This is a genomic window from Terriglobus sp. RCC_193 (assembly GCF_041355105.1).
Lineage (GTDB): Bacteria > Acidobacteriota > Terriglobia > Terriglobales > Acidobacteriaceae > Terriglobus.
In genome coordinates this window covers 829,973-843,395 of sequence record NZ_JBFUPK010000001.1, presented here as the reverse complement: position 1 = coordinate 843,395, position 13,423 = coordinate 829,973, and the positions used below count along the sequence as shown (strand labels likewise).

Genomic DNA, 13,423 nt, shown 5'->3' with positions numbered 1-13,423 from the left:
TGCAAGAGCGATAGAACCACAGGAGTTGCCTTGGCAGGATGCACATACGCTCTGTAGGAGATGTTGATTTATGGCTATCAGCTGGAATCCAAGCCGGCGACAGTTCCTCGCCGGTTCAGCGATTTGCCTCGCAGACCGTTTGCTCTCTCCTCCTGAGCGGACACCTCGTCAACAGTTGATGTTGAATCTCGCCCCATCTTCTCTTGAAATCGCGAACAATCGATTTGTCACTACAACCAGCTATGCAGACTATCAATCTGGCGCAGTAATTCGTTTGCAACCAGACCGTCTTACTGATGTTCGGATTTGCAATAACACAAGAGAAGAAGAGTTTGTTCACTGGCATGGCCTGCGCGTGTCTGCTGCACTGGATGGAACGCCGGAAGAGGAAAGTCGCAGCGTAACGGCCGGAGGCGTGCTTACTTACACGCTACCTCCAAGCGAACCGGGATTTTATTTCGCACATTCGCACGCTATGTGTGAGCACGATCTCACGCGCGGTCCTTATAGTGGACAGTTTGTTCCAATGGTCATTGGTTCGCTGGAATACGCTGAGCCTTTTGATCGAGAAGTCTTTATCACCAGTCATGAATGGGAACCACGCGTCTTCGATACCGCAGGCAATGAGCGGTCACTGGAAGAGATGCATCATCTACAGATCGACTCCGAATCCGAAGAAGGGGAAGATGTACCTGACGATGGATGGGACATCGTGTATCGCGCTGCCACCATCAACGGCAAAGCTCTGGGGGAAGGTGAACCCATACGTGTTCGCAACAACGAACGCATCCTCTTTCGTATTTTGAATGCCAGTGCAACAGAACAATTGCGGCTATCGCTACCAGGACATCGCTTTCTGGTAGTTGCGCTTGATGGATATCGTGTCCCCAAGCCAGCTCTTGTTGAAGTACTCGATCTGGGTGTGGGCGAACGCCTCGATGCAATCGTTGTTATGGACACTCCTGGCATATGGGTTCTGGGTTCACCGGATGACCAGCGCCGCGCACTCGGAATGGGTGCTGTCATCGAATATGCGGACCGCAAAGGAAAGCCAATCTGGAGCCCTCCTGCGGACACTGCTCCCTGGAACTACCTTCATTTTTCTTCCGGAACTAAGAATGAAGCACAGTGCAATCAGAACCTTTCGTACCGCATAGAACGGCGCCCTTCAGGCTCTGACGGATTTGAACGTTGGGCGATGGTGCTCCTGTCATCTCAACAAGAGACTCTGCGCGTGGGCGAGCGCTGCCGCATCACTCTTTTCAATAGCTCCGATGAAGCTCACCCGATGCACCTTCATCGTTTCCCGTTTGAGTTGACCAGCATTGCAGGACAACCATGTACCGGCATCCGGAAAGACACAGTAGTTGTGCCTCCCTTTCAACAAGTTCGATTTAATGTTCAGCCTGATAACAGTGGGCCCGCGCTATTGCATTGCCATAACCAGATGCACATGGATTGCGGTCTCAAGACACTTCTCTCTATCTCTTAGAAAGTATGCCTCTGATGAATTCATTACGCGCTACGTTGCTTCTGACTTTAGCTGCCTGTTCTGTCTCTGTCTTTGCACAGCAAAGTAAGACCCTGCTTCCTGAACTGACCCGTACGATTCCTGCACCCTATCTCGAGGAGTTGGAATCACTACATCCCGATATCCCCGCCGAAGAACAGCAGTCAACGCTAAAGAAGATTCCCGCTCAACCGGAAGCGGGATTCATCCTTGCGCTGAAATACATTGGCCAGCAGCCGCAGGCATTTGATTTTCTGACAACGCAACTCGCGAAAGATGAGGATGCGCAACATCGCCTACTTATCCTCACACAGAGTCTCCGCGGACAGGTTCGTTCTCTGCAGGCTTCCAACCGTCCCCTTCATTCGCCCTCTGCAGTTCATGCTGAGATTGCGGAACAGCCCGCGAAGCGCCATCAGCTACAAGCCATCCTAGAGCATCTGGTCGCCACAGACACTAATGCAGACGTGGCTCTTGAAGCAGCGCGCGATCTCCGCAAGCTGAACTGGGGTGTCAATGGGCAGCTCCTTCTCGAAGCCGCCGAAAATGCTCACCAGCGAAAGGATTCCGCCGGAGAAGCTGTACTGCGCAAGGAAGCCTACGATTGGCTCACCTACGACGAGCAGGTCAATCTGCCAACATTCCTTCGCACACCACCACCTGTTTTTGCGGTGGCACCTGAAGGTAAGTCCATCCGCGTTCTGGCTTTCGGTGATTTCGGCAATGGCTCTCCTGCACAAAAGCAGCTTGCGGCAACAATGATCACCTACAGCCAGCAACACCCTTTCGATTTCGGTATCACGGTTGGCGACAATTTCTATCCACGTGGAGTCTCCAGTCCCAATGATCCTCATTGGGAAAATGACTGGGAGAAGGTCTACGGTCCGCTTGGGATATCGTTCTATCCCACCCTTGGTAACCATGATTATCTGCAGGCCGACGGACCTGCAGCCGAAGTGATCTACACGCACAAGAGCAAAACATGGCACATGCCGGCAACCTTCTATACGTACACCGCTGGACCTGTTCAATTTTTCGCAATCGACACCATGGAGATGTCGGATACGGCGCTATACCAGCAACAGTTGGCATGGCTCGATGCCGAAATCGCTAAAAGCAAGGCCCGTTGGAAGATCGTTTACGGTCATTACCAGGTATATTCGGCATCGCGTGGCGATGAGCAGAACCTGATTGACCGTCTTATGCCTGTGCTTCGCAACCGAGTCAATCTTTTCCTGTGCGGACACGATCACAATCTGCAGGAGTTGCAGTCAGACGGCGGCGTGAACTTCTTTGTAAGCGGAGCAGCTGGCGCCTCTCTTTATGACTTTACGCAGAAGAACTACACGCGCTCAACATTTCAAGCGAAGCAGAATGGCTTCAATGTGATCGAAGCGGATCAGAAGAGTCTAAAGCTATCAATCGTTGGTCTCGATGGAAGCATCCTGAAAAGCGTGGATATCCATTAGTAAATAAGGGCCCGTGAACGTTGCACGTCTTCACAGGCCCTCTTACGTTTGTCACTAACAATTTTGGGGGGACCGAAATGGCTGCCTTGCAATCAGGTCTGACGCGTCGAGGTTTTCTGGTTCTAGGAAGTGCTTTTGCCAGCGGTCGTTTTTGTAGCGCGCTTGAACCGGAAATTAGACAGATTCCGACTCAGCCCTATTTCGCCGCTGTGAATCGGGCAATTCAAGCGCTGTCGCATCTTGGTTCCCCTATAAGCTCAACGGATGCAGAGCAGATTGTGATCCTGACGCAACGCAACGATGTTGCAGCAATCAATAAAGCAGAGGAAATACTCAGCCACTATACGTTGGCTCAGCTTTCCCTTAGTGCTGATGGCGCACCGCAGATCACAGCGGGCAACGCACCAAGGCAACTTGTCGAGCAGGGATGGCGCATGTTTCTGGTTCGTATCGAAAACGAGAGGGTCCAGAAAGGCTCGCTGGTCTTCACGAGTGGAACGCGTACCATCGGCAACCTGGAGATTGTCAGTAAGGGAGCGGCACAGCGCACGGCTCTTGCTGATGTTCTGAATAAGGGGCCAATGATTGAAAAGATGTGGTTCGCCATGGAGTTGTACGAACCAACACCGGTCGTCAGCGGCGGCATTGAAGTTCAGACGATACCACTTCCGGAAATTCCAATTGAGTATCACGTTGTCCAGTTATTCAGCCGCGATCGCGGACAACGCACAACTAGTTTTTCCTTGAACGCCCTGTCTTCGTCGAATGATCGTGTGTTCCATCCTGCACGTCGTCAGTTTGATTTCGAGTGTCTTCCTTCTCACGAAGTCCAGTTACGTATTCTCGATACAAACGGTCGTAGTTGTTTCGCTTCTCTCATCATCAAGGACAAGCTCAACCGCCTTTATCCCCCCAAGGCGATGCGCCTCGCTCCAGACCTGTTTTTCCAGGAACAGATCTACCGAGCCGATGGAGAAACCGTACGTTTACCAGAAGGTGAGTACATCATCCAGTGTGGACGCGGCCCCGAATACCTACGCATTATGCAAACCGTAATCATTGACGGCCCCTCTTCAATGATTGACGTGAAGCTGGAGAGATGGATTGATCCTTCGAAATGGGGCCTCTATTCGGGCGACACACATATCCACGCTGCGGGCTGTTCTCACTATGAAAGGCCAACAGAGGGTGTGGGTCCCGAAACATTGATTCGCCACATTCGTGGCGAAGCTTTAACGATCGGAGATGCTCTTAACTGGGGTCCAAGCTGGTATTACCAAAAACAATTCTTTTCAGGTAATGCTGAAAGTCCCACTGCAATACTGGAACATCCTGAACTGCAAAAGGCATACGGCGTCACTCTGCAGCCACAGACGACACGCGAAGATACAGAAAGCATCATTCGCTACGATGTCGAGGTATCTCAGTTTCCATCAAGTCATGCTGGGCACCTGGTTCTACTGCAACTCAAAGAGCAGGACTATCCGGATGCCCCGTTGATCGAAGATTGGCCTTCGTGGAACCTGCCTATTCTTAAGTGGGTAAGATCGCAGGGTGCCTACGGCGGCTATGCGCATTGTGGACTCGGAATGGAAGTGGAATCAACGGAGCTTCCGAACTACGAAATCCCTCCCATGGACAGCATTGGCACGCAGGAAGCGATCATCGATGTAACTCATGGATATGTCGACTTTCTTTCCGGATGCGACAGTCTTCCTGTTGCCGAACTCAACGCCTGGTATCACATGCTTAACTGCGGTTTCCGCATGGCCATGCTTGGAGAAACGGATTTCCCTTGCATGAGTGACGGCCGCATGGGAGCAGGACGTAGTTACGTAAAGCTGGCAACGCGCCCCAACGGTAATCTCGGTTATACATCCTGGATCGCAGGTCTATTCAAGCCGCATCAATACTGCGGCGATGGACGCAGCCATATCCTGGAATGCAGAGTTAATGGCAAGCCTCTCTCGGATTCCGACTTGGTACTTGAATCTGGTGGAAATATCAATGTTGAGGTATTAGTAGCTGCCCGACTGGAACCAAAGCTTACGTCAGAGACCAAGGCGCGCCGAGCAAACGAATCCGGCTACGACATCGAAAAGGCTCGGATAGGCAACACACAGAAAGTACCACTCGAACTGATCGTCAACGGGGTGCCTGCTGCAACCGTCAACATTGTGGCCGACGGCGTACCGCGCATCGTTAGATTGAAGGCCAACATCACACGCAGTTCCTGGTGGGCCCTTCGCATTCTTCCTTCCCTGCACACTCATCCCTCATTCGTTCAGGTGGATCACAAGCCTATCCGGGCTTCGAAAAGGAGCGCAGAATGGTGCCGTGCATGCGTCGATAAAGTATGGGAAGTAAAGTCGCCATTTATTCGCGAAAGTGAACATCCGGAAGCCGCAGCGGCGTTTGAACATGCTCGCAAAATCTACGAAAAGATTGCCACGGAGTGCGAGGTGGCATGACGTTCTCCTCAAAGTTCGTCCCAGCATTATTCCTACTGGTGCCGCTTTGGAGCAATGCGCAGGATCACGTTCATCGCGACGGGAAGCCTGTAGATACAGCACCGATCACGATCACGATTAACCCGGAATCGCGAGTCAGTGTTGTGCTCTCCGGACGACTCCCAGATCCAACTCCGTGTGGTGTGCTGACGATCATTCCGATCAAAATCATCAATCAAAGTTTTTCTACTCTTCAGCTGGAAGCAAGTCTCATTGACGATTCGTCATTTTCAAACATCACCATCGATTTTCATCCTGCATCTTTGAAGGGGATTCCGGAAGAGTCCCGCAGCCTGGGTATTAAGCTCAGTCACCCCGGCCCCATCGACGTGACTCTTTCCTTTGGAGCGCGATACGTCGCTCACGATCTTGGCGGACGTGACCGAATTCACTTTATGATGCGTTGCTTGTCACCAAACTAAGCGAACGCGGTCGAGGTGGAGGTCGAATAGCTTTACTTCGCTCTACCTGAAAACTACCGAAACTACGGATATTGGGGCTGTGAGTGTTCGCCTTGAAACGAAAATAGATGCCATCATTGCTTTATTGCGAGCCCTTGCCATCTGCGCCGAATCTCCACTCTAATAACACAAGGCTTCATATCATGCAGCAAGGCATGATATGAAGCCTCATCAATAGAAGTGTGCCTGTGCTGCCAGATGTCTATCTGGCAGCACATTTCAGAACGTACTCAGTGTGCTAAGCCCGGGTTCTTCTTGGCGCTGATCAGGTTAGCCATTATGCGGAAGCTTCCTGGTACTCCTTCTGGCATTTGCCGGAAGAATGCGTAGGCAAGATATACGTAATAGCCTTTTCCGGATTGCGCATAGACCAGGCCGCCCTGCTGCGGATCTTGCCCTTGATCGTGCACTTCGGTCAGCGCAATATACCTTGGATCGAACGCTCCGGGGAATCCGTGACCGCGTTCTTCTACCCAGCTGTCGAAGTCAGTGGAAACGATATGGTTTGGCCAAGTAAGCAAAGGGTCATTCGGCTTCAGGATGCTCACCTTAGCATCTTCTTCCACTACCTTCTCCGCCTCGCGGGTCACGGGAATTACATAGGGGGCAAAGTCTCGCTCATACTCCGGAGACTGATACTCACTTACCACGACACCACCATTTTTCACGTAATCCAGCAGGCGCTGATTGTAAGTGCGAAGCTCCGGTCGTGCCGCATATGTGCGAATGCCCAGGATGATGCAGTCGTATCCATTGAGGTCAGCCTTAGCGATGTCGTCACTGGAAAGCTGCGTTACCTTAATGCCGATGTCCTTCAACGACTGCGGTACTTCCTCGCCCGTTCCCATGATGTACGCCACCTTCAGATCGGGGGCCACCGTTACGTCTACGCCCGTCGTGCGAAACTTCGCCTCTCGGTACTGTGGATAGGGTGTAATACCGGGATATCCAATAGTTTGAAATCCGCTCGTATATTCTTTGCCGGCATACTTCGCCACGGCGGCAATTTCGTATGTCTTCGCTTCCACATTTTTCGGTGTGATCACGAAGTGCAGGTTGGTATCTTCTCCTTCACGCTTGGTAGCAAAGGTCTGTGTCGCAGGAGAAGCTGTCCATCCACTTGGCAGCTTCAGTTCCAGCGTTCCCTGTGCTGTTCCCTTCACGCTGGAATGTACCGTCACGTCCAGCGACACGCTGCCAGCCTTCAAGGGCATAACACCGGCTGGCGGGGTCACCCGCACGCTGATCGCAGGAGCCACCAGCAGCGGTTCCATCACGACGCCAAGACCGTTGTAACGATGCGCCGTCTGCACTACGCTGCGGAGATTACCCTTCACCCCGTTATAGGTGTAAGTGGCAATCGCTGTGAGTGGATAGGACATCACCGGCAACGTGACATACTGCGGCGACGTCAGGTTGTAGTAGCTCTGCTCAAGATTGGGGCGCTCAAAGTAAGGCGCAGTGTATGGTGCATTCACCGGTACCGTTGCAGCTACATACGCATCCTGCGCTGTCCCTGCTGCGATTGTGCTGGTAATTCCCTTCTGCTCCGTCAATTTCCAATCGCCACCAGTATTGGGTGACAATGCAACGGAATCGACCTGCAATGGCTGACTTCCCTGCGCCGCGACATGCACGCCCACCAACAGCGCCTGTCCCGGAATTGCTGTCGGACTGCCAGACGCGGTGGAGAAGACATTGTCGCCGCCCCCCATTGGACCAGATCGCGCTGCTCCCGTAGCTGACGTCTGCACACTCGCAATCAGCGACACACCAAGTGCCTGTCCCAGCGCGAAGTTGAACTGCCCTTCCTTCACCTGCAACTCGTGCAACGCGTTGTGACGAGCCTCATCCGGCAGCTTCGCAGCCTTCAGTTCCGTAATCAGATCCCGCGTCAAAGACAGGCCTTTTGCCAACGCCGGTGCGCTCGTCGATGGATCATTCGCGTTGTACTTCTGTGTCGCCTCGTCAACGGTTGCAGTGATCGCCTGTAGTTTCGTGCGTACCGTGGCCTGCGCGCCCGCTGGCAGATATCCTGCGATACCTGGCAACGAAGTATCGATGCCGTCGAAGAAAGACTCTTCATGCGTAGGCAACGTCGACGTTACACGCGATGCATACAGGTGATACGGGCTATCAAATTTTCCCGGTGGCGGAATTGCCACGCCCCCTGTCTGCGATTTCTGTTCATTCAAACCTTCGCGCGCCACCTGCAGATAGTTGCGACCGTACAAAGCGTTGTACTCGCTCTCCGGAACAGTCACAGTTGTCGCCGGCACGCCCTGGATTGGCTCTCCAGTGACGTAGTTCTTAAACGCGACAGGCTCCCATTTGTTGGTTGCATAGTCGAAGATGCCCTTCGGCGTAACCTGCGCGAAGGGAACGCGCGCATATACCTTCAACGGCTTCCACGGCAAAAGACCTTCTTTGATCTGATCCGGAAACATCTTCGGATCGGCCGCAGCATTGAACACTTCCTGCGCCATCACACCAGCTGTCTGATGATGCCCGTGTCCGTCAGAAACATACCCTGCGAAGACGCTGGTCACAACCATTGGGCGCACCGTTCGTACGACGCGTACCACATCTTCCAGAACGCGGTCGTGGTTCCACTGCTTCAGAGCCTCTTCAAGCGTTTTCGAAAAACCAAAGTCCGCCACACGCGTGTAGAAGAGGTGCGATCCGTAGTAGCGGTTGGCTGCCTGATGCTCCATGGTGCGCAGGATGCCAAGCTGGTCCCAGAAGTCACCCGTCATCACATTCTGACCACCCTCGCCACGATTCAAGGCCAACAGGGATACATCCGCACCGACACCACGGCTTTCGTAGGCCAACATGCCGCCGTCCTCGTCATCCGGGTGGGCGTTGATCTGGATCAGGCTTGCCCGCGTATGCAACTTGCGAAGTGTCTCCGCAAGCCCAGGAGCACCTCGTTCAATCGGCAAGGGCTGCGCGTAAGACGCGTCCACCGCAATCTTCATCGGCTCAGGCACAGGTGTTTGCGCACTCGCCTGCACCGCGACGACGGCGAGCGGTATGCAGCAAACGAACATCTGTACAGATCTTTTCCAGCTTCCACTGCTCACAAATCGCTTCATTGAACGCGCTCGCCTCCTTCAGATCGATTCCGCACCTGCTGGAACGGAATCACTTCGTGACAACCTTTTTAAATGACAATTAAAAAGTTTTCACCAACTTTCTAAATATTCCTTATAATCCGTTTCAAATCCTGTGAAACGCCGTTTGGTTCCAACTCGTCGCCGTCCTTCGACTCGTACCACCGCTCCTCTGCGTTCAAAAACAGAAGTGATGGCCGAACCCGCGCGTCCGGCGCAGTTGCGCAAGACCAATCAACGGCTGCTGCTGCACCTGATTCGGGAACATTCCCCCTGCTCTCGCGCCGACCTTGCACGTATCTCCGGATTGGCTGTCCCTACTGTCACGCTGGCAGTATCTGACCTGATCGAGCGTGGCCTTGTAGCGGACGACGGAGAGGGCATCTCCTCTGGTGGTCGACCGCCGGCCATGCTGCGCTTCAATGCTTCGCACGGTTACGTGGCCGCAGCCGACATTGGCGGTACGCGAGTGCGCATGATGCTTGCGGATCTGAACGGCAATCCGGTTGCCGAGTGGGAAGACAATCTCACAGAAAAAGGAAAGACGCCGCGCGGCGTCATCGCTCATATCCGTCAAGGTCTTGATGCGATGCTGAACACGCTGCCGGAAAAACGCAAGATCCTTCACATCACCGCCGGTGCTCCCGGCATCACTGACATTGATCGCGGAGTTGTACTGGCCGCCCCCAATCTCTCAGGCTGGAACGACGTTTCCTTTAAGACTTTGTTGGAACGTGATCTGAACATCCCTGCTGGTGTAGACAATGATGTGAACCTCGCTTCGGTGGGTGAGTATGCGGAGGGCGTGGCACGCGGGGTTGATGACTTCATCTTCATTGCAATCGGGACAGGAGTGGGCGCCGGTATCTTTCTGCGAGGCGCACTTCACCGCGGTGCAAACTGGTCCGCGGGAGAAATTGGCTATCTCCCTGTCGTAGGCATGAACCGTCAGCGTGTTCGCATGCGCGATACAGGACAACTTGAGCGCGTCATTGGTGGCGAAGGAATTGAGCTTCAATGGAGGACGCTTCTTCGGCAGGCGGGAGTAACCGACCGAGCACGCATGCAACTGCGCGCAACGCAGATCTTCGATCTCGCGCAGGAAGGCGACAACATAGCCGAACAGGTTCTTGAGAACACGTCCCGAGTATTGGCGGACAGTCTCAGCAGTATCTCGCTGCTCTTTAACCCGGAACTGATTGTGCTGGGTGGAGGCGTGGGTGCACACCCGGCGCTCTGTAGCGCTACTGATCGATGTTTACGCGAAAACGATTTCGCGCTGCCGCGCTTGCGTTCTTCTTCTCTGGGCACAAAAGCCCAGTTGTTCGGAGCCATTTCGCAATCTCTTGCTGCGACCGAAACGAAGCTGCTGTTCTGACCGTTCACGGTATTCGCCCTTTCGTTCCGCCAGGAACAATCGGCATTTCTCACATCACTTGCAGTTGCCGCACCCGGTTCATTGTCTTGTCTCTCTAAAGGAGGAATTTATGTCCAGGCTGTCCAGATTTTTTGTCTCATCCGCAATTCTTTTATCAACGGCTCCCGCTGCATGGAGCCAGTCACAATCCATTAACGGAACCATTCGCGGACGGGTCGCAGACCCGACTGGCGCGGCGATCGCGGGGGCGACCGTCACGATTACGAATCCCTCAGTTGGCGTATCACGCACTGTAACCACTGGCTCTGATGGCTATTATGTGCTCATCAATTTGCCGTTGGGCGTATACACGGTGAGCATTACGTCCACTGGTTTCTCGCCACTGACAGTCTCTTCTGTCACCCTGAATGCAGGTACAGAGTCTGTAATCGATGGCAATCTTAAGGTCGGTTCCGCGGATACTGCTGTTACTGTGGAAGCATCCGAGACATCAATCGATCCAACAAACCTGAATGTTCAGCGGACACTTTCCACTGCTGAAATTCAGAACGCGCCGCTCACCTCGCGCAACCCCTATAACTTCATCGTTTTCCAGCCGGGCGTTTCGGGCCACCCGAACCCGGAGCTTGGTATTCCGCGTACGCTGAACACCAACGGCCTCATGGACCGCATCAACTACCAGATGGATGGCATGGTAAACACCGAAGCTGATCGTATCGGCCTGCGGCTCTTCCCCATCGGCAATATCTTCGTGAAGGAAGTACAGACCATCTCGAACCCGGCTGCTCCTGAAAATGGATGGACGACAGGTAACGTATACAACGTAATCTCAAACTCAGGCAGCAATCAGTTCCACGGTAAGTACGAGTTCATCAAGCGCTGGGTGGACGCAACAGCATTCCCGTTGTTGCAGAACAAGGTAACAAATCCGACGAAGCCAAACCTGATTCTGGAAGATCATGCATTCAACATTGGCGGCCCCGTGAAGAAGGACAAGCTCTTCTTCTTCGGCTCTTATGAGCATGTCCTTCGCGGAAGCCCGGCCGTGGTCACCATTACTCCGGCAAACGCTGCGGCAATTGGTCTTCCGGCATCCGAGCTGGTTACGGCCCCCGGCCTTCTCCACGGAACCTTCATGGACTTCCGCATTGATTACAACGTCAACTCCAAAAACTCCGTCTTTCTGCGCTATAACTACTTCAAGAACAGCTTCCCGTTCAACACGCAGGTCGGCGGCATCAACGCCGCCAGCGCAGGTGTCGACTATACGGACCGTGCCCACGTGGCTGGCGTTCAGTGGATCTCAACCATCAACGATCATCTGCTGAACGAGCTACGCTTCTCCGTGCCGTATCGCACCAACACTCACTTTGCCGGCCCCGTCACGGGGAAGGGCCCAGCCATCGTGATTACCGGTATCGCAGCCTTCAACGGCACCAGCAACGCGGGTGATATCTACACTGACAAGCAGCCATCAGGCTCTGAAAACATCAGCTATATCCGTGGAGCACATACATTCAAGGCAGGATTTCTGCTGGCTCAGATTCAAAACCGTAAGCGTCTGGTTTCCTATAACCGCTATACCTTCGCTTCCGTTGCGGCCTATCTGAGTGCAAAGAATGGCACGAACCTGTACTCCTATGACAATTTCGCATCACAGACCGATGCAAACGGTATTGGGTATGCTTCGCTGTTCTACGGTGGATATGCTCAGGACACCTGGGCGTTATCCCCGCGTCTAACCGCGGTATATGGTCTGCGCTGGGACCGCTTTGCCTCTCCGAAGGCAAACCCTAATGCGCCGTATGCCGATTCGCGCAACTTCAATGTCCCGAATACGGACTTTGCACCGCGTCTTGGCCTCAGCTACCGTGCAACCAATATGACGACCGTAAAGCTTTCGGCTGGCATCTTCTATGGACAGACGCCGACTGATCTTTGGGCTAATGCGTTAAACCTTGATGGTTCAAACCGCACGTCGTCGTACACCTACACATCTACCACCGCCGGTGCTCCGGCTTATCCGACAATTCCATCCAGCGTTGGAATAGTTGCAACCCAGAACGTAACGACCGTGAGCCCCCGCTTCAAGAATGAATACACCTGGAACGCAAACTTGCAGGTCGCTCAGCAGCTTACGAATAAGACATCCGTCACTGTGGGCTACATCATGTCGAATGGCCGCAACCTGATGTGGATGCATAACATCAATGCGATTCCAACGGGTACTTTGGCAGATGGTCGTCCCGTTTTCGCCAGTGCGATCAACAGCGCTACCCGTTATGACACTCGCTATAACCAAGTCAATCGTGTGGAATCCGGCGCGAATTCAAGCTTCAATGCGATGTTCGTGAACTTTGTGATGGCGCCGGTACGCGGTATGTCTGTGAATGCAAGTTACACCTGGTCGCACACGATTTCGGATGCACCGGACGTAAACTCATTTGAGCAGAACGCAAATGTTACGAACACGTTGAACCGTAAGTTCGATCGCGGAAACTCCAACGTCAATCACCCGAATGCGTTCAATGTAACGGCAGTTCTGGAGCCGCAGTTTAACTTCAACAACAAATTCGGTCGTGAACTTGCCAACCACAACATGTTGTCGGTCCTCGGAAACCTGATGTCAGGTGACCAGGCAACGATTCTGTCCTCTAGCCAGACGTTCTACAACGATGCCTCGCAGACTGTTGCACGGCCAGCCTTCGTTGGACGCAACACGCTTCGCAGCCCCTCTGTCTATCAGGTAGATGCTCGTTATACGCGCACCTTCCCTAAGATATGGGAGCGGATTGCGCCTTCGTTCCTGCTTGAAGCGAACAATATCTTCAATCACAACAACATCACAAACATCTCCTACACACAGGCGGTAACGGCTTCAACAGGTGTCGCCACCAGCGCACCACCCGCTATCAACCGCACCACTGTGCTGGAACAGCGTATCGTGCAATGGGGCGTTGCGGTCCGCTTCTAATCTGT

At 53.4% G+C, this 13,423-nt stretch carries 7 protein-coding genes; 6 read left to right on the top strand and 1 reads right to left on the bottom strand.

Annotation, left to right across the window (positions count from 1 at the left end):
* Positions 1 to 70: 70 nt before the first annotated feature.
* The 4 genes from AB6729_RS03485 to AB6729_RS03470 all read left to right on the top strand — a co-directional run bounded on the left by AB6729_RS03485 (position 71) and on the right by AB6729_RS03470 (position 5,911).
* Complete coding sequence (locus AB6729_RS03485; protein ID WP_371080167.1) at positions 71 to 1,492, top strand: multicopper oxidase family protein; 1,422 nt, start codon at positions 71 to 73, stop codon at positions 1,490 to 1,492.
* Positions 1,493 to 1,506: 14 nt separating this feature from the next.
* On the top strand, positions 1,507 to 2,979 hold the full coding sequence (locus AB6729_RS03480; protein WP_371080166.1) for a metallophosphoesterase: 1,473 nt from the start codon (positions 1,507 to 1,509) through the stop codon (positions 2,977 to 2,979).
* Positions 2,980 to 3,056: 77 nt separating this feature from the next.
* Positions 3,057 to 5,450, top strand: coding sequence for a CehA/McbA family metallohydrolase (locus AB6729_RS03475; RefSeq protein WP_371080165.1), 2,394 nt, complete (start codon positions 3,057 to 3,059; stop codon positions 5,448 to 5,450).
* Positions 5,447 to 5,911, top strand: coding sequence for a hypothetical protein (locus AB6729_RS03470; protein WP_371080164.1), 465 nt, complete (start codon positions 5,447 to 5,449; stop codon positions 5,909 to 5,911). Before AB6729_RS03475 ends, AB6729_RS03470 begins: the two co-directional genes overlap by 4 nt.
* Positions 5,912 to 6,180: 269 nt before the next feature.
* Here the strand turns inward: AB6729_RS03470 and AB6729_RS03465 are convergent, their stop codons facing one another.
* Complete coding sequence (locus tag AB6729_RS03465) at positions 6,181 to 9,003, bottom strand: PIG-L family deacetylase (protein ID WP_371080163.1); 2,823 nt, start codon at positions 9,001 to 9,003, stop codon at positions 6,181 to 6,183.
* A gap of 256 nt (positions 9,004 to 9,259) precedes the next feature.
* On the opposite strand from AB6729_RS03465, the gene AB6729_RS03460 reads away from it, so the two are divergent.
* Positions 9,260 to 10,444, top strand: coding sequence for an ROK family protein (locus AB6729_RS03460; protein WP_371080162.1), 1,185 nt, complete (start codon positions 9,260 to 9,262; stop codon positions 10,442 to 10,444).
* Between the two features lie 109 nt (positions 10,445 to 10,553).
* Complete coding sequence (locus AB6729_RS03455; RefSeq protein WP_371080161.1) at positions 10,554 to 13,418, top strand: carboxypeptidase regulatory-like domain-containing protein; 2,865 nt, start codon at positions 10,554 to 10,556, stop codon at positions 13,416 to 13,418.
* Positions 13,419 to 13,423 lie beyond the last annotated feature (5 nt).